Consider the following 19,683-nt stretch of genomic DNA (forward strand, 5'->3'; position numbering starts at 1 on the left):
GCGATTAAAGTCGCTGGTTTTTATACTCTTCGAAAATCTCTTCAAACCACGTCAGCTTTATCTGCAACCTCAAAGCTGTGCTTTGAGCAACCTGCAGCTAGCTTCCTAGTTTGTTCTTTGATTTTCATTGAGTATTAGTTTGCTCAAGTCCTATAACTGATGACTTATGAACATAAAATTCTACACCTAATTCTTGATATATAGCAGATTGAACTTAGAATAGTACAGTACGGATTCTAAAACATTTTTAGAAATTGATTTGACTTTCCTAATCTCTTTTGTTCATATCTTATTTCAATCAACTATAAAAAAGCGAACAAGACTGAATTCTGACTCTCAGAAAACTCGTTTTGCTCGCTTTTTATAATTGAGATTAGTTATTGGTTTCAATCTCTGAAGTTTGGACAGTTATTACAGCAGTTTCTTTAAACAATGCTACTATTCTGCAATAACTTCCCACAAAATCTATACTTTCTCAAAAGTGTTTCTTGAGTTTGACAAATTCTATTCGTCTTCTTTTTTCTTTCCCATTGCAGCTAAGCCAAGAAGTGCTCCTACAGCTCCCAAGCTTGCAAGGGTAGCAGTTTCTTTTGCTCCTGTTTCAGGGAGAATGTCTTGACGATTTGCAGGTGCTTGATAAGTCTTTTCTTGTGACATAGCCTGAGCTACATGTGACTGCTCATCCTTGTATTCTGGGAGCTCATGGACAGTTGCCTCTGCTCCATTGACACCACCTGTGAACTCTGGAACATCATGGATAGCTGCTTCTGTTCCATTTACTCCACCAGTAAACTCTGGAAGTTCATGACTAGCCGCTTCTGAACCATTGACATTACCAGTAAACTCTGGAACATCATGGATAGCCGCTTCTGCTCCATTGACACCGCCAGTAAACTCATGAAGTTCATGACTAGCTGCTTCTGTTCCATTGACACCACCTGTGAACTCTGCTACTTCATGGATTGCTGGATCTGTTTTACCTGATTCAACTTTCTTAGTTCCGACTAGCACAATCTCATCTCGCGGTGCTTCCACAACTTCGCGAAGTTTTTCAGTACGACTTCCATCCAATGCTACTTCTATGCTGACGCGTTCTTTACCTTTACGACCAGCCTGAGCTACTCGAGTTTCACCTTCTGGAAGTGTTGGATCATCTTGCTTCACTGTCTTAAATCCGAGAGCTTCTTCAACAACTTCAAGGCTTGGCTGACTAAAGCTCAATTCTTTAACACCATCAGCTGGTGCAGATGTTCCTTCAAAAGTACCAACTTCGATGACACGATCTTGAGCTTCTTCACGTTCAACCTTAACTGTCTTACGTGTGTCTCCATCTACTTCTATATAAGTCGTTACTTGACCTGCTTTGCCCTCTGAAACAACTTGTTCCTTGCCTTTGGCTAAGAAGGCATTCTCACGACGAACAGTATTAAAGGCGATTGATTCTGTCGTTACTTCAAGGCTTGGTTGCGTTTGAACTAAGACCTTATCTCCTTCAGTCGGAAGATTTGAATGTTTTACTTCCTCTTTCGGAGTCGCTTGAAGCTGATTGATGGAAGTTAGAGCTGCTTGCAAGGCTTTGTCTACTGCATCCTGTGTCTTAGCTGCTTCAATCGCTGCGATTGCTTGCTCGGACAACTCAACTAGTTTCTTCTTAGCTTCCTTATCATCACCTAGTTCCTTAGTCTTGTTTTGAATAGCCTCTGCCAAACTTGCCATGGCCTTATCATAGTCAATCTTAGGCTCTTCTGGTTGGGCTGGTTGCTCTGGTTTTGGTTCCTCTTTTGGAGTCGCTTGAAGTTGGTTGATAGAAGTTAGAGCTGCTTGCAAGGCTTTGTCTACCGCATCCTGAGTCTTAGCTGCCTCAATAGCAGTAAGAGCTTGCTCTGATAACTCAACTAGTTTCTTCTTAGCTTCCTTATCATCACCTAGTTCCTTGCTCTTGTTTTGGATGGCCTCTGCCAGACTTGCCATAGCCTTATCATAGTTTGGCTCTTCTGGTTGGGCTGGTGTTTCTTCGACACCGTAGTTTTCTTCCTTATCAAGGATCGTTTGCAAGGCTGTTGCTGTTTTGAGAACTTCTTGTGGTTTAGCATCGCTTGCTGAAAGTTGCTCTGATAATTTGTCCAAGTTTGACTTGAAGGCTTGACGCGCCTCTGGAGTGTTCTTCAAGCTTGTTTAGTCAAATTTATCCAATTCATCCTTCCAGTTCTTCATAGCTTGAAGCAACTCTTCTTTGGTATAAAGAGCACTATCTTCTCCATGAGTGATAAACTGGTCAACTTGGATACCAATATTTTTCGTAGTATCATTACGTTTTGGATCCAATTGCAAGGTTACAGCATACCAACCTTCTTCAAGTCCTGTCAAACGAACGAGAGTCTGATCACCTTGACGTGTGGCAGCTGTACCACTGAAGTACTTCTTACCGTTGTATTCAGACGCATTACCTAGACCATCTTGATACTCGACTCTTCTACCGTCTAACGTCACCTTGTAGATACCATGACCTGGGTCTACAAAACCTTTAATTTCTAAACCTGTACCGTAGAAGTAGGCTGTTACACTAGCATTTTTCTTTTGCTCTTCTGTTAAACGACCAAATGACGCCCAAGACTCAGTGTTTTGGTATTTACCTGATGAATTGGTTTCATGGTGCCAACCTGGGCTATAGTCAAGTTGACTGGCCTGATCATCATGACTGACTTGATCTTTTTGAAGCAATTCAGCTTTCATCACTCGAATCGTTGCTTCTGAAGCAAAGCCAAGCAAAGCTTCATCTGAAGCACTCGTCATTTTCACTTTGAAGTCAAAGATAGAGTCAGCTTGCTCCGTAAAGTCAATTGTTGGAATTGTCAAAGTCTTTTCTGTTTCACCTTCTTGGAAGGTCAAATCAGCTGTTGTATCCTTATAAACCTTACCGTGAACCCCTGTTCCTGGTTCAGTCACGACATGGACTGTTGCAGCTCCTTTGCTACCACCAACACGTTTAATGGTTACAGTAACTGGTTGGCCTTTTTGAACTTCATAGGTAGTTTCTTTCAACTCAAACATACCTTTACCAGCATTATTGAGCGTGTAAATACCTTCAGTTGCAATAGCTTTGCCAGTTTTGTTGACGAGTTTGATGGTGTGTTCACCTGGAGCCAAGTCATCTGTTTCATAAACCATCTGGCTACGTTTACGAGCCGCATTATTAGTTTGTACGTCTGCAACCTTTTGACCATCCACATAAACTGACATTTCACCGTGATTTGGATCAACTGTAGATACGACATAAGCCTTAGTTCCATTGAAACGGTAGGTTACGCTAGCATCTTTTTGATTGGTCCACATGGATGTTCCACGAACGCCTTCAGATTCGTCATACCAGGTTGTATTTGCTTTATCAGCTGTTGTATTTGAATGGTAATCCAAGCCTAGAGGATAGCCATCTGTTTTTTCGATACTACTTGGTGTCTTATAAACAGAGAAGTTTGTCAAAATAGGGGTTGCTTGTGAATTCGTGATAGTCACACGAATCTTTTGGGCTTCTACTGGTTGACCTTGGATTAGGCGACGATAACCAACAGTTGAGCCTTCACCGTATGGTACCCAACGGCCATTGAGTTCAACTTCAACCTTAAATCCTGAGATGCGTTGACCTTTAGCGATATCTTCTTTGAGTTCGACTACGTCAAAGCGTCTCTTTTGACCGAGATCAACAGTAAATTCACCTGTCTTGGCATCATTTGACAATGCCCAACTAGTATCATCCTTACCATCGGTTAGGTTGCTTGCTTGGTACAAGTGATTCTTACGAGTAGAGCTTGCAGTTACAGTTGCTCCCTTAGCGAAGTCAGTTGCATACATTTGATCCAAGGTTGCTCGGAATTCTTTCAAGCGAGCGACGTCTGCATCTGCAAATTTACCTTCTTTATTTGGTGGAATGTTGAGTAGAAGTGGCGTTCCACGACCAACAGACTTGAAGTAGATATCCATCAAATCTTTGATTGATTTTGGTTGTTGATTGTCATGGTAGAACCAACCTGAACGGATAGAAACGTCTGCTTCACCGACAGAGTACACATCTCCTTCTGGGTCTCCATGATTGAGATATTCATTCTTCACATAGTCAGTGATCTTAGCTTTCTTAACCTTATGCCAAACTGGATCTCCAGCGATACCACGTTCATTACCGATCCAACGGACACTTGTTGGTTGAGCAGAGAAGATAGCGATATCTCCTTCAGCTTCCTTGATGTACTTGAACCACTCGTCAAAGGTGTAGGTTACTTTTTGAGCTCCGCTACCACGCGCACCATCCATCCACACTTCGATAAATTTACCCTTATTTCCGTATTTAGGATTGCCAAGGATTTCCTTGAGTTGGTTGAGATAGTATTCGTTATACTCTTTTTCAGTTGAAACATGATATTTAGGGTTATTTGCATCCCATGGTGATAGGTAAACACCCATATTCATGTCATATTTCGTTGCTGATTTAGAGATTTCTTCGAGAAGGTCTCCCTTACCGTCTTTCCATGGACTTGCAGCTACCGTATGGTCTGTGTATTTAGATGGATAAATCACAAAACCGTCATGGTGTTTGACAACCATGATTGTTCGTTTGAACCCAGCATCCTTCAAGGTCTTAATCCACTGGTCTGTATCAAGGTTTGTCGGGTTAAAGTTTTGAGGATTTTCTCTACCATTTCCCCACTCAGAGTTAGTATAGGTATTCATACCATAGTGGATGAAGGCAGCTAATTCTTCCTTGTGGTAGTCCAACTGGGCCTTACTTGGTAGTGGTCCATAGTTTCCAATTTCTGTTTCTTCGTCTTTTGGATCCACTACTGGAGTTGCAGGAGTTACTGGTTTTGGATCTTCAATCTTTTCGTATTCAAAAATAACTTGGTTCACTCCTTTATGTTGGATTGTTGCTTCTTGGCTTGCATTGACTGCACGGTAGCCTGCAATGTCTTTGGCTTGAAATCTGTGAACAAAGGAAACTTCATATTCTTTACCATCGTTATTATCCACAGTCGCAGTTGCTAATTCTTGGTCGGTACCTTTCAAACGATAATGAACGTCAAAGGAACCTTTATTGACCTTATAAACAACCTTGATAACGCGAGTTCCTGCAGGAGCCTTGCTCACAACGCTATAATCATCTTCCCAAGCGTCTTTTAGTTGCTTATTGACAGTTTTGCCGTCAATCGATACAATCTCATATTTTTCTTTATTCTTCTTGAAGAAGTCAGTCTTTTCAATTTCTGTTTTATAGTTATAGTCGAACTGAGTTCCAACTTCCGTCTTTTCAACAAAAGTATCGTTTTCTTTGACTGGATTATCATTTTGATCTAAGTGTTCAACAACAACTCGTCCATAGTCAACACCTTCAAGGAGAGTTGCAACACCACTTTCATCGAAGGAATATTTGTTTTCACCAATAACAGCTGTCTTATTTCGAAGCATTTCTCCCTCTGGAGTGAAGTAATAACGATTGCCGTTATCGCCTTGATACCAGCCTTTAACACCGTATTTATCAATGATTTCTTTGACCCATGCCAATTGTTCTGGTGAGAGGACAAGCCCTCCTCCAAAACGGTCTTTTTCAGCAATGTTCGCATTATCGACAGTTCCACGTTGGTGGATCCCAATGACCTTACCATCACCGTTGATAATCCCACCACCTGAAAGACCTGATACAGAAGTCAAACGATAAGTGACACCAACTGTTCCCTTATCATCATACTTTTCAGTACCTTTAACAACACCATCAGCCTTATACAATTGACCTGGAACAATTGGTTCTTTCAATTCTGGAGAAGTAGAATCTGTTGGGTAGCCGATCGTGCTAACTGGCTCACCAGGGTTATAGGTACGGTATTCAGCTAAAGGAGTAAAGGTTGCAGCCTTATTTGGGCTTGCAATCTGTACTGGAACTGGTGCAACAACCAAGGCTAGGTCATTTTTGTACCCTTCACCAAACTTTTCTTTATTCCAGAAATGGATGTCCTTTTCTTGGAACAAAACAGTTTTTCCTGAAGTTGGTAGAGATCTTTCTTTTGGAGTATTAGAGCCGACATTGTAATAGAACTTAGCAGTATCACCACCTAAGATATTACCAGTATTGGTTTCGGAATCCTTCTTCAAGAAATTATGAGCCACTGTCAACATGATATTTGGAGCGACAAAGATACCAGATCCAGAATTGAGGTAACGCTGAGTTCCACCACCTGCTAGAGGTGAACTGAAAATTGTATAAACCATCGCTGCTGATGTAGCTGGCTGGCCTTCATAATTAATACGTTTCAGATCTTGGCCACCATTGATAATGGCTCTATTTTCTTTTTCGCCTTCAGTTGGAGCTACTTCTGTAGGTTTCAAGATGCTCTTAGTCTCTACTTGTGGACTTTCTTTCTCTGAAACAATGGCTGAAGTGTCCAGTTTTTTCACTGGTGTATCAGGATAAGCACGGTCAGGAATTTCTTCAGGGAGTAAATCACTAGCCACTTCAGCAGTTTTTCCTTCCTCTGCCACCTTCTCGACAGCAGGTTCTGTTTTTTCAGTTACTTCTTCTTTGACTGCTTCTTCTTTTTTATGATCTACATCTACTACTTCTTTTGCTTGACTATCTACTTCAAGTTTTGGTTCCGTCACAAGTTCACTAGCCGCAACATTACCAGATGCAAAAAAGCAAGACCGACTGCTACAGAAGCAACACCAACAGTCAGTTTACGAATACTAAATATTCTACCTTTTTCTAAAAAATATTGTTTCATCAAATACTCCTAATCTTCTAGAGCAGTCAGCTACTGCCCGAGCCCAGTGTTATCTGGCGACATTTTTTGTTTGATTCCCTAGCTTAAAACTCTGCTCCTAAGCTATTTATTTTGGGGCAAGTCTTCATTAGGAAATCGCTTACATTTTCAAAAAATAAAATAATGCTTTCATTAGCAAGAATTTTTCTAGAGTTTTCGCATTATTATAAATATACTATGTTATATTAAAAAATGCAAGGGTTTTCAAAGTTTTAACTAGATTTTTACTAAATGATCATTTTACTGTTTATGACTAAAAAATCCTAAATTGGCAAGGCCAACTTAGGATTGTTTTGTTTTGAAGTGATAGTAAGCTCCAAGCATACCCGCAGTATTTTGATGACGCGCAAACTCTAATCTTGTTTTTTCCGCTAAACTTGGAACAAGCGCATCTTTCAGAGCTGTACGAATTTTCGGTTTCAAAATCGCTTCCTGCCCCATAATACCACCACCTAGTATAACAACCTCTGGATTGGCAACATAACAAATGTTAGCAAGACCTTTCCCAAGATAGTCTACCATACGGTCAATTCCCTCCATACAGAGTTTATTGCCTTCTGTAGCTTCTTTGAAAATTCTACGACCATTCCAATGGGCTACTTCTTCACCATGAGCCTTAGCTACATACTCAACCAAGGCAGTTGTAGAAGCTAAATCTTGGAAAGCCCCATCTTGCATATGCATATAGCCAACTTCACAGGCAGAATTACTAAATCCATGGAAAATCTGGCCGTCAATGATTAAGCAACCGCCGATACCTGTTCCGATGGTCAAACAAAGCGTTATTCCTGCACCTTTTCCAGAACCAGAAACAGCTTCTGCTAGCCCTGCACAGTTGACATCATTTTCAATTTCACAAGGAACTTGGAAACTTTCTTCAATTTCTTTTTTAAATTGAGTCCCTGCATAGTTTGGGATCTGTGGACCAGCATAGAAAATCTCACCCTTATCAGGATCCACCATTCCTGCAGAAGAAATAGCCACACCTGCCACTGGACCTTTTTCGAGATAGCTAGCTACAATGTCTTTTGTTTTTTGTAAGATGTGTGGACCACCCTTTTGAGCCTCAGTTGCTACTTCGTGAGACTCTACCAGTTGTCCATCTTGGTCAATCAAACCATATTTGATATTAGTTCCGCCAATATCAATTGCAACGTAATTAGTCATAAAGCCTCCTATTGATTAGAGGAAACGCTCCTTAGTTTCACGAATCAATTGAGCAGCTGCTTCTACAACTGGACGATCTTCTTCGGTCACTGGTGTAAGTGGAGAACGAACTGATCCGATATTAAGTCCTTCATTGATTTTCAAGACTTCTTTGATAACGCCGTACATATTTCCATGTGCAGCAGTCAATTTACCAATGATAGCGTTGATTGCATATTGCAATTCACGCGCTGTTTCTAGGTCTTTATCTGCAATCAATTGGTTGAGTTTCAAGAAGAGTTCTGGCATAGCACCATAAGTACCACCGATACCAGCTTTTGCACCCATGAGACGTCCACCTAGGAATTGTTCATCTGGACCATTAAAGACAATATGATCATCACCACCAAGACTTACAAAAGTTTGGATATCTTGAACTGGCATTGAAGAGTTCTTCACACCGATAACACGTGGGTTCTTCAACATTTCTGTGTAAAGACTTGGAGTCAAAGCAACACCTGCCAATTGAGGAATGTTATAGATAACATAGTCTGTGTTTGGTGCTGCTGCACTGATGTCTTTCCAGTATTTTGCTACTGAGTATTCAGGCAAACGGAAGTAAATTGGTGGGATTGTTGCAATAGCATCTACTCCCAAGCTTTCTGCATGACGAGCAAGTTCGATACTGTCTTTAGTATTGTTGCAAGCCACGTGAGCAATAATGGTCAATTTACCTTTAGCAACTGCCATGACTTCTTCCAAGATCAATTTACGGTCTTCTACGCTTTGGTAGATACATTCACCTGAAGAACCGTTGACATAAAGTCCTTGAACACCTTTATCAATAAAGTATTGCACCAAAGCACGAGTACGTTCTGGGCTTACTTCGCCCGCATCATCATAACATGCGTAGAAGGCAGGAATGACACCTTCATATTTTTTTAAATCTGACATAGATTTCTCCTAAGATTTCTTATTTTCTGCTCTGGGCAGATGATTTTTTACTATTTTAGTATACACCTTGTGAAAAACGCTTTCAATACATCCAAGCCACTTAGATTTTAATTTCTATTCATCTCCCATAGCTTTTCATGTTTGAAAGTAGTTTCATATCATTTTCAATCTGCTTGATATTTAGCAAACAATTTTTCCATTAATCCAGCCTGGCAAAAGGCAAGAAGACCAAAGCCAAAGAGTAGAAATGCTGATCCACCGAGCACTAGAGTAAAGCCTGATAGATAGAGAAGCATCATGATTAATAAAATAATCGCAAGCATCAAGAAGAACCACACGAAGTTAAAGCTGACCAGGAGCAACCCCTTTTGAAGAACTTCTTTCCAAGTCAAGTCATAGCGTGCTGCAATTGGATAACTAGCCAACATCACTAGGGTTAAAAATATCAGTATTCCCAAGCAAATGGCCTTAATTAGCTGGAAGCCTAGACTGGTTTGCCCCCAGAATAAAGATAAGTCAACCACGCTAATCAGAAAAATTCCTAGTTCCAACAAACCTAACTGGAGACCTAATTTCAAATTTTGCTTGAAGGCTCTCATATAAGTTTTAAAAACAGGCACCCGTCGGCTAGTCTTAACTTCGAAAATTGTCTGATAGAGACTGATCTTTGCTACTCCAATCGTCACAATAGGCAAACAAGACACAACAAAGAGCAGGTTAACCGTCACAATATCTAAAACCTTCTCGCAAAAACGCATCAGAAAGTTATCCGTATCAAATGCCGCTTTTATCAATCCAGATCCTTTATGTGCCATTGTTTGCTCCTCCTAACTGACTAATCGATTAAAATTTTAAATAAGTATTTGCGAACTTTATCTTCCATACCTGCATAACCATTAGGTTGATGAGGTTCACCTGGGAAAAAGACTGCAAAATTGTGATAACCCAACAAGAGTGGGTATTGTTCGTGACAATGAACAAAGCCGATATCGCTAGCCTCGTCAAAAGCTACTGCCTCGTCTTTAACACGGGAACCATAGCTTGAATACTCATGACCTTCAACCAACAAATGCAAATCTGCATAGTTTTTATGATGCTCAAAGCGATCATTTTCATCTTGGTTGAGAACATTTTCCTGTACAACTAGAAAGACCTTATCTCCATCAATCTCGTATTTGCCTAATTCAAAACTATCTTTACGATGCTCATAGAGATAATCAATGGCCTTATCTAGATTAGGATGAATTCCCTTGTAAAAGCTAATGTTTTTTAAATCATCAAAAATCATAGTAATTTCCTTTACCTGATTGTTACCTTCAGACATACGATGTCTAGCCAGTAAGTTTATAAGTGTCTAACAAAACTTCATGAAGTAAGCAACTCCTCTCCATTTTGTAGACACTTATATATCCTGTATTTTCTTAGTCTATCAACTATACTTCTGCATATTGATAAACAAATTGTACTATATTCAATCTTCGTAGAGTACTATCCTTTGACAGCTCCCATAGTAATCCCTTGAGTGAAGGATTTTTGGAAGACAAGAAAGACTGTTACGATTGGCACAGCTGCAAGGGCAGCCCCTGCCATGATCAAACCATAGTTTGTTGCCATCTCGGCCTGCATAGTTGCAACCCCAAGTGAGATGGTCAAGTTTTGACGTGAAGTCAACATTACCAATTGCATGAAGTAGTCATTCCAAGTATTGATGAAGGTAAAGATTGCAAGAGCTGCAAATCCTGGTTTTACAATAGGAAAGGCTACGCTCCAGAAGGTACGAATTTCACCACATCCATCGATTTTAGCAGATTCGAGCAATTCTGTCGGAATGTTCTCACTGAACTGTTTCATAAGGAAGACCCCAAATGGCCATCCAATCAAAGGCAAGATAACTGCCCAAAGAGTGTCATGGATTCCCATGAAGTTGACGATACGTACCAATGGCACAAGAACAACTTGTTTTGGAAGAGCCATGGCAGCGATAAAGATTGCAAAGAGAATGCGTTGTCCATAGAAACGTTTCTTAGCCAATACATAACCTGCTAGTGAAGAGGTTGCACAAACCAAGAACATCGTTACTAAAGAAATGAACACTGAGTTCCACATCCATTGCAAGGCTGGGTTTTGCACCATCAATTGTTGGAAGTTCTCCATTGTTGGAGCTTTAGGGAACCATTGTGGTGGAATCATAATGGTATCAGGTTGTGATTTGAATGCACCTGTCAAGATCCAGTAGAATGGGAAGATAAACAGTACAGTCAACAAGAGCAAAATGATTGTTGAAATAACAGTAAAGGCTGTTAATGGTTTCTTTTGTTGTGTAGGTTTCATAGCTGTCTCCTTTCCTTAGTATTCTACATCGTTTCCGAGGATCTTGAATTGAGCGAAGCTGACAAGGGCAATCATAACTGCCAAGAATACACCGATAGTGTTAGCATAGCCATATTCAGTCAATTGGAAGGCTTTTTCGTAGAGGTAGTACATAAGCGTACTTGTTGAGTAGTTTGGACCACCAGATGTCAACAACTGAATCAAGGCGAAACATTGGAATGAGTTGATAGTTGTGATGATTGCGATATAGAGAGTTGTTGGAAGGAGGCTTGGCCATTTAATCTTCCAGAATACTTGGAACTCAGTCGCACCGTCAACACGCGCTGCTTCTACAAGTGAGTTATCAATATTACCCATTGCAGCGATGTAAAGAATGATTGGTTGACCAACTGATGTTGTCAAAAGGATAATCATAATCGCCATCAAAGCCCAGTTTTTATCTCCCAACCAAGAAATGTTTTGGCTGATGATGTGGCTTGACTTAAGCACGAAGTTCAAAATACCTGATAGTGGATCGTAGATCCATTTCCATACTACTGTTACGGCAACACTACCTGTTACTACAGGAAGGAAGAAGACGAAACGGTAGAAAGATCTAGCGATGGCATTTTGTTGGTAAGTTTGTGATGCTACAAAGAGCGAGAAGAGTACAACGACTGGTACAGACCCGATAACCAAGATTACGGTATTAATCAAAGATTTTGTAAAGACAGGGTCTTTAAACATACGAATGTAGTTGTCCAAGCCCACAAACTCAAAGCTAGTCATCGAATAGTTGAAGAAACTTGTGATGAAGCCCATGATCATTGGAGCTAAAACGAAGACGGTAAAGAAGATTAATACTGGTGCTAGGAATGCGTAGGAAATAATAGTTTCCCGCATGCGAATTTTATTGATTTTCACAGTTGGCACCTCACTTTCACATAGTTTTGTTTTTTTGACTGTTATCTGACCCTGATCTAAAATCAAAATGAAATTTTTCTAAGATTCGTCAATGTAAAAACTTCATTTTAATTTTGACCTGTCAGTTGCTTCTATTTCAAACAAAAGTCCCCCTTTTCATACACAGATATGCTCAGGGAAAAGGGGGGAACTCAGTTTTTATTTAGGGCTTATTATTTAGCTGCTTTTTTGATTGTTTCATTCGCTTTTTCAGTGAATGCTTTCAATGCTGCAGCAGGTTGTTCGTCACCATTTGATACAGCTTGCAACATTGGGAACCAAAGTGTTCTCATTTCAGCAAATCCGTCGATTGTGTTGTAATATGGTGAGTAGTATTGAGTCCAACCACTGATTGTTTCCATACGTTTGTCATCGTAAAGTTTTCCAAATGAAGTACGAACTGGGAATGCTCCTGTACGAACTACGTCTTTAGGACCCCACTCTTTATCATCAGCGATGAATTGGATGAATTTCTTAGCTGCAGCAACTTTCTTTTCATCTTTGTTGTTAAATACTGCAAATCCGTTTACAAGGTATTCAAGAGCTGGTTTGCCAGAATCAGATGGGAATGGAACTTCTACCACTTCAACTTTACTTGCTTCCAAAAGTTTAGCTTGGATACCGTTTTGAGCTGGTGCCCAAAGGATTGTGTATGAAGTTTGACCGTTTGCAAAGTTTTGGATGTCTGCTCCACCGTCAAATTGTGAACCGTTATTCAACAAACCATCTTTGATCCAGCTAGCTGCTTTTTCAAGACCTTTAACGAATTTAGGATCGTCAGTTGTGTATTTAGTTACTTCTTTATCAGTTACAGAACCGCCGTAAAGGTTAGCGATGAAGGCACGTGTTCCTTGGTCTCCCCCTTGACCAGAACTGAACAATGAACCTGGAGTGTATCCTTTATCTTTAAGTGCTTTCAAGACTTTTTCAAAATCATCAGTTGTCCAACCTTCTTTAACAAGGTTAGCTACACCAGCATCTTCCAACATTTTCTTGTTCATAGCCATGTAGAATGGTGCAGAACTGATTGGATACATGTATGCTTTGTCACCAGCTTTACTTGCTTGTACGATGTTTTCGTTGTTAACATCTTTCACAAATTCATCTGTAAAGAGGTCATTCAACTCAGCCAATTTACCATTTTTACCGTAATTGATGATACGACCTGGTGCATCGAAAAGTACATCTGGAGCTGTACCAGCTTCGATAGCTGTTGTGATTTTTTCTGGTCCAGATTTGAAGTCGATTGTTTCTAATTTAACTTTGATATCTGGATTTGCTTTTTCGAAAGCTTCGATGATAGATTTTTCATAAGTTCCAACACCGTCACCAGATTTTTCTTGAGTAAATACCGGGAATGCCCACCAAGTAATTTCTGTTGTTGCTGCTGCATCGCCTGATTTGGCAGCATCTTTGTTAGCGTCTGATTTGCCACAAGCAGCAAGTGATAGAACCGCAGCACCCGCAAGTACTGTACAAGCTAGTTTTCTAAATTTCATTTGTATTCTCCTAATTGATAAGCGTATCCATATTGGATAATGAGCAATGTCGACTTTGTATACGTTTTCATTTTTTCCTACTAATCAACCACTCTCCTCGTTTTTTATATTGTGTTATTTAAGACCCACAACAAATCGTTCCGTAATCTCTTTTGGTCTAGTAATAGCGCCACCAACTACGATACCTCGCACTCCGTAACCTAGGATTTGCTTAGCTTGTTCTGGTGTGTGAATTTTTCCTTCAGCGATGACGTCCACCCCTGCATCACAGAGTTTCTTGATGAGTTCAAAGTCTGGGCCATCCACTTTTGGACTGTAAGAAGTGTAACCTGATAAGGTTGTTCCGACAAAGTCAATTCCCGCTTCAACTGCTGTTAGACCTTCCTCAAAGGTACTTGTATCAGCCATCAAGAGTTGATTTGGATATTTTTCTTTGATCTGACGGATAAATTCTTGGATTTCTAAGCCATCATGACGTTCACGTTTGGTACAGTCAAGAGCAATGACTTCGATGTCAAGAGCTGCTAGTTCATCTACCTCTCTCATAGTCGCTGTGATGAATGGTTCCTGTGGTGGATAGTCCCGCTTGATAATCCCGATAATCGGAAGTTTAGTGACCTCTTTAATCTCCTTAATATCTCGAACACTGTTTGCTCGGATACCGACTGCACCACCTTGTTCAGCTGCTTTCACCAACAAGGGGATAACTCCTCCCGCTTCTGTGTAGAGCGGTTCATGAGGAAGTGCCTGACAAGAAACGATGATTCCATCTTTGATTTGTTCAATCAAGGCTTCTTTACTAATTTGTGGCATCTACTTTCCTCCTTTTCTTTTCCTTTGTGTTTATGTGACTATTATAGCTTATTATTAAAGCGCTTTCAACAACTTGTGCTAGAATAGATTGGAGTTTCAAAACAATTTTATGCAACAGTTTCTTCTGAAAGTAGTTTCAGGGGCCTAACATCTATCCCAACACCTCTTAAATCTTAAAACCAGCCTTTTTTTCTAGCAAACATAAAAGAAAAAGGCCGTAACAAATTTCCGTTACGACCCTTTCTAGCTAAGATCTAGTTTCACTAAGGAAACCTTCACTTTCAACGATTTGACTAATCTTCTTTTCTCTTCCCTAAAGCAAACATACCAAGGAGCATCCCCACAAGTCCTACAGATGCAAGGGCGGTGGCATTTTCATTTCCTGTCTTAGGAAGAACATCTTGACGAACTGCAGGTGCTTGATAGGTCTTATCTTGTGCCGTAGCCTGAGATACAATAGACTGCTGACTTGTGAACTCCGGTACTTCTTGTACGGCTGCTTCACTACCATTGACTCCACCTGCAAATTCTGGAACATCGGCTACTGCAGCTTCCTCACCATTGACTCCACCTACAAATTCTGGTACTTCGTTAACAGCTGCTTCGCTTCCATTAACTCCGCCTGTGAAGTCTGGAAGGTGATGAATCTCAGCATCCGCACCATTCACTCCGCCTGTAAAGTCTGAAAGATGATGAATCTCAGCATCCGAACCATTGACCCCGCCTCTAAACTCTGGCTTAGCTACGGTAGGAGCTGGAGAATCACCTAATGTAGATAGAACACCGCTATACTCTGGAACTTCTGTAATAAGTGAGTCGCCTCCGTTAACTCCACCTTTAAACTCTGGCTTAGCTACTGTAGGGGCTGGAGAATCACCTAATGTGGATAGAACACCGCTATACTCTGGAACTTCTGTAACAAGTGAGTCGCCTCCGTTAACTCCGCCTGTAAAGTCATGCTGTTCAACTGTTGGGGCCGATTCTTCTCCTGAGGTTGATAATACACCCGTATACTCTGGAACTTCTGTAGCAAGTGAGTTGCCTCCGTTAACTCCACCTTTAAACTCTGGCTTAGCTACTGTAGGAGCTGCAAAGTCACCAGATGTACCTAAAATACCAGAATCTTCTTTTCCACTATCTTTTTTTGGATCTAATTTCCCAGCTAAATCCTTATCCGAATCCTTCTTAGAAGGTTCCACTTCTTTATCTTCCACATAGACAGGATCTTCTGGTTGACCCTCAATATAAGAACGAACCCAATCCAGCTGCTCTTTTGATAAAACCAAACCACCACTGCGGCTTCCTACAACACCATTTTGGTGAACGCCAATTAAAGCACCTTTATCATTATAAAGACCACCACCAGATGCTCCAGGTTTCGTACCTCCATAGCTAATTCCCTCTATTCCAGAACCGAAGTCTGTAGTTCCTACTACTTTGCTATCTAAAACTGGACTTAGCTTGTTATCTGGAAAACCATAGACCGAAACTGAATCCCCCTCTGCAACTTTCGAAGATTGTTTTACAACCTCTACAGGAGTTACTCCTTTTACTGCTTCTTTTAACCGAACCAAAGCTAAGTCATTTTTAAATCCAAATACTGAATCTTTCTTATTCCAATAAACAATATCATCATCTGAAAAATTCACAGACAACCCATTCGGTAAAGTTGCTTTATACACTGTATTGGTGCGACCAGATTTAGTAACTACCTCAGAACCTTTAACTGTTAAAAAATTATGAGCTACTGTTAACACCAAATTGGGTGCAATTAAAGTACCTGACCCCGACCCATCTGGCGTTTGAATGTGCGTTGTAGCATAGAAATTCTCTGAACCATTCGGAGCTTGTAATACCTCTTTACTAGGAACAGGTAAGTTCGATTTACCACTCAAATCGACTTTACCAACTTCAGTTCTTGCAAAATCCGAAGAAGACGTAGATGGAGGAGTTACCGAATCTACTATCGCTCTTATAATTGTATCTCCTAAAGCTAACTTACTGACATATTCATCAGACCAAGTAGTATCACTTGCTAGTTTGTTAATTGGCACTCCGTTATAGGATACCACTTTAGCTGTTGGGGAAGTTGCTATTAACTGTTTGAAGTCTGGATTTTGTTTTAAATGAAAATTCAAACCACTTCCAACAGGACCTTCCTGAACAACCTTATCTGAAATCAAACGAGTTCCTTTAGTATCTTCCACTCGAAGTAGAACACGACCTTTTTCTTCACCTTTTACTAAAGTAGCTCGACCTTTTTCATCAAAACTATACAAAGCACCGTCAATCTCAGACTCTACATCTTTTAAAGCTATATGATTTTCATCATAGTAGTAACGGTTTGCACCATCTATATACCAACCCTTTATACCATATTTATCAATCATAGAACGAATCCAAGCTCTGTGCTTTTCTGTAAAGATAGTACCACCGCCAATACGCTCACTCTCAGGGGCGCTTGAAGTATTTGTTCCGTGCTGGTGAATACCGACTACCTCTCCCTTATCATTAAACAAAGGAGCACCTGAAAAACCTCCTAAAGCTGAGGAATGATAAGTGACTGCACCACTCTCTTTATTGATACTGCTCACAGTTGTTGAGACTGAATAAGCCTTACCGTCTTTCAAGCGAGCTTTATTCTCTTCACTTAAATTCGGAGTTGAAAAGTCATTAGGGTAGCCGACCATAGTGATTTTATCACCAGTAGAAACCTCTTTATGACTCAACTCTCTTGGAGAGTCCTCACCACCTGTCATAGCTTCTACAGGCTTTTTAGTTACCACTACTGCTAAGTCGTTGCTATAATCTTTACCAAAGTCTTTGCCGTTATACAAGTGAATAGAGTCTTTTTCAAGAGTTTCCGATACACCAGAAGTAGGTACTTTATTGTTCTTTTCCGTCTCTGAGTTCATCACAACATAACTACGAGCAGACTCTCCACCACGTAAGACCGCAGACTTATCCTCTTGGTTTTTATCATAGTAGTTATGCGCCACTGTCACCATCACATTTGGCGCTACGAATACACCACTACCAGAAGCCGTTTGTTTTCCACTTGTTCCGCTATCATAAGTGGTATAAGTCATAGCAACACCTTCTGCAGATTTACTATGAACGTCCACATCGTGAATATCACTACCGCCTTGAATGACATCAGCATAAACAACCTCACCACCAATAACTGGTAACTCTGGTGCAGCTAAGCCAATCACTGCGGATAGTGTCAAGCAACCAATTAAACCATAAGTTTTGGATTTACGAAATTTTCCCAAACCTTTTAAACATACAAACATACATTACCTCACTTTAACTTTCAAAGTTAATTTATCCAAGTATATTCTAAAAAATAAAATATTACAGTTTTCATTAGCATAACACTCTCTATTTTGATTCTTACAATAAAAATAGCTATAGATTATTTTGTTCCTTTACAAATGATATTTAAGTACTGTATCTCCAAGAATATAGTTTTTTATAAGATATTATCCTAATCAGAAAAACTAAGTTATACATAAACTTATATATAAATGTTAATTTGTAGCGAAACTGTATATTTTCTTATAAATTATAACACATTTCACAGGCGCTTTTCAATGTATTGAAAGAACTTATACCAAACTAGATAGCAAAATGAATTGTTTTACACCAAGGTCAAGAAAAAAACTCATACTCAATAAAAATCAAAAAGCAAACTAGGAAGCTAGCCGCAGGCTGCTCAAGACACTGTTTTGAGCTTGCAGATAAAGCTGACGTTGTTTGAAGAGATTTTCGAAGAGTATGAATTTCAAAGTATATATGAACTAGAATATAGTTGATTGAAATAAGATGTGAACAAAGAGGTTAGGAAAGTCAAATTAATTTCTAAAAATGTTTTAGAATCTATATTGTACTACTCTAAGTTCAATCCACTATATTTGCTGACTAGACTCTATACAAAAAGAGAGCTACTAGGCTCTCTCATTCATCACTTCACATATTTAAAAGGAATTTTACTACCACACAACCAGTTGTAAACTTGATCATTGACATGAACATTCATGGCTTCATGAGCATATTCAGGCATGATACGATAACTCTTTTCACAAGCCAAACGGTTGTAAATAGCAAACTGAGTGATTGGATAGCAGACATCGTCATCAAGTCCAGTAATCATCCGAACTTCCCCCTTAATACGATGGGCAAGATTTTTTACATCGATATAGCTAAGTGTTTTCATAATCTGCTCTTCTGTCTCATGGAATGGATCATAGAACTTAAAGTAACGAAAAAGCTCATCATAGGCTTCGCTGGTATTTCCAATCTCTAGCACTCGTCTAAAGTCTGATAAGAATGGATAAATAGCAACTGTACGCTTGATACGTGGATTTAACCCCGCAGCCACTAGAGCCAGCGCTCCTCCTTGAGAAGCTCCATAGCTTGCTAATTGGCCTTCATCCACTTGTGGGAAGCTAGCTACAATCTCAACTAATTGATAAATATCAAGATAAACATCCTTATAGAAGAGTTGCTCTTTTCCTTCTACTGCACCACGAATAATTTGGCCCTTAACTGTATTTCCGAGTGGCGAACGTAACCCATCTTGTGAGTAACCAGACTGACCACGGACATCCATAGATACGACACCATAACCAGCGACTGTAAAGGCTAACATATCTGTCCAATCCCAACAACGTCCCATATAGCCATGGAAGTGAAAAATAACTGGTACTTTCTGTTCTGATTTTGGTAAGGCCACGCGCGCATAAACAAGACCTTCCCGAGTGCCCTTAAAAGTTAGCTCATAACACTTCACATTTGGAATACGAAAATCACGTTCCTCTAGTTGGTAATCTGGCAAGACTGAAACCTTCTCAATCTCCCCATCCCAAAAATCGTCAAAGTCTTGCGGAACTTCATCTCTTCCCTTATAATTTTTCATTTCTTCTACTAATGCTGGATTTCTCATAAAACTCTCCTTAATTTTGTAACCGTTACCATAACTCTAGCACATATAGGTAGGCTTTGCAAGATAGATTTTTAAATAGAAAGTGATTTTAATTTTGAAAATTCATAAAAGCTTATCTGAAAGTAGTTTTATCCATTCCATTCTGTATAGATTCAATACTCTTTCAAAGAATAACAGCTTCTTTGGTCTCTCCTCCAAGAGTCATTGAAGACTAGTCTTATACTCTTCGAAAATCTCTTCAAACCAG

At 39.9% G+C, this 19,683-nt stretch carries 10 protein-coding genes and 1 pseudogene; all 11 read right to left on the bottom strand.

The window, feature by feature from the left end:
- Nucleotides 1–504: 504 nt before the first annotated feature.
- Nucleotides 505–6,764 (bottom strand): annotated as a pseudogene (locus QM450_RS03855) (SIALI-17 repeat-containing surface protein).
- Between the two features lie 321 nt (nucleotides 6,765–7,085).
- The gene (locus QM450_RS03860; protein WP_414319716.1) at nucleotides 7,086–7,970 is read right to left on the bottom strand and encodes an ROK family protein; all 885 of its coding nucleotides are present in this window, start codon (nucleotides 7,968–7,970) and stop codon (nucleotides 7,086–7,088) included.
- A gap of 15 nt (nucleotides 7,971–7,985) precedes the next feature.
- Entirely contained in the window at nucleotides 7,986–8,903 is a 918-nt protein-coding gene (locus QM450_RS03865) for a dihydrodipicolinate synthase family protein (RefSeq protein WP_414319717.1), read from the bottom strand.
- A gap of 164 nt (nucleotides 8,904–9,067) precedes the next feature.
- The gene (locus QM450_RS03870; protein ID WP_414319718.1) at nucleotides 9,068–9,718 is read right to left on the bottom strand and encodes a DUF624 domain-containing protein; all 651 of its coding nucleotides are present in this window, start codon (nucleotides 9,716–9,718) and stop codon (nucleotides 9,068–9,070) included.
- 20 nt (nucleotides 9,719–9,738) lie between these two features.
- On the bottom strand, nucleotides 9,739–10,191 hold the full coding sequence (locus QM450_RS03875) for a YhcH/YjgK/YiaL family protein (RefSeq protein WP_301559561.1): 453 nt from the start codon (nucleotides 10,189–10,191) through the stop codon (nucleotides 9,739–9,741).
- Between the two features lie 200 nt (nucleotides 10,192–10,391).
- Nucleotides 10,392–11,234: a carbohydrate ABC transporter permease gene (locus QM450_RS03880; protein WP_311523629.1), complete on the bottom strand. Its 843-nt coding sequence runs from the start codon at nucleotides 11,232–11,234 to the stop codon at nucleotides 10,392–10,394.
- 15 nt (nucleotides 11,235–11,249) lie between these two features.
- Nucleotides 11,250–12,116: a carbohydrate ABC transporter permease gene (locus tag QM450_RS03885; protein WP_075227343.1), complete on the bottom strand. Its 867-nt coding sequence runs from the start codon at nucleotides 12,114–12,116 to the stop codon at nucleotides 11,250–11,252.
- Between the two features lie 233 nt (nucleotides 12,117–12,349).
- On the bottom strand, nucleotides 12,350–13,675 hold the full coding sequence (locus QM450_RS03890) for an ABC transporter substrate-binding protein (RefSeq protein ID WP_414319719.1): 1,326 nt from the start codon (nucleotides 13,673–13,675) through the stop codon (nucleotides 12,350–12,352).
- Nucleotides 13,676–13,789: 114 nt separating this feature from the next.
- Nucleotides 13,790–14,488 carry an N-acetylmannosamine-6-phosphate 2-epimerase gene (locus QM450_RS03895; RefSeq protein ID WP_414319720.1) on the bottom strand — a complete coding sequence of 233 codons (699 nt, stop codon included), beginning with the start codon at nucleotides 14,486–14,488 and terminating at the stop codon, nucleotides 13,790–13,792.
- Between the two features lie 293 nt (nucleotides 14,489–14,781).
- A complete protein-coding gene (locus tag QM450_RS03900) occupies nucleotides 14,782–17,784 on the bottom strand; it encodes an SIALI-17 repeat-containing surface protein (protein ID WP_414319721.1) in 3,003 nt (1,000 codons plus the stop codon).
- 671 nt (nucleotides 17,785–18,455) lie between these two features.
- Nucleotides 18,456–19,436, bottom strand: coding sequence for an acetylxylan esterase (locus QM450_RS03905; protein ID WP_414319722.1), 981 nt, complete (start codon nucleotides 19,434–19,436; stop codon nucleotides 18,456–18,458).
- Nucleotides 19,437–19,683 lie beyond the last annotated feature (247 nt).

The sequence above is a fragment of the Streptococcus infantis genome (assembly GCF_047464615.1).
Taxonomy (GTDB): domain Bacteria; phylum Bacillota; class Bacilli; order Lactobacillales; family Streptococcaceae; genus Streptococcus; species Streptococcus infantis_Y.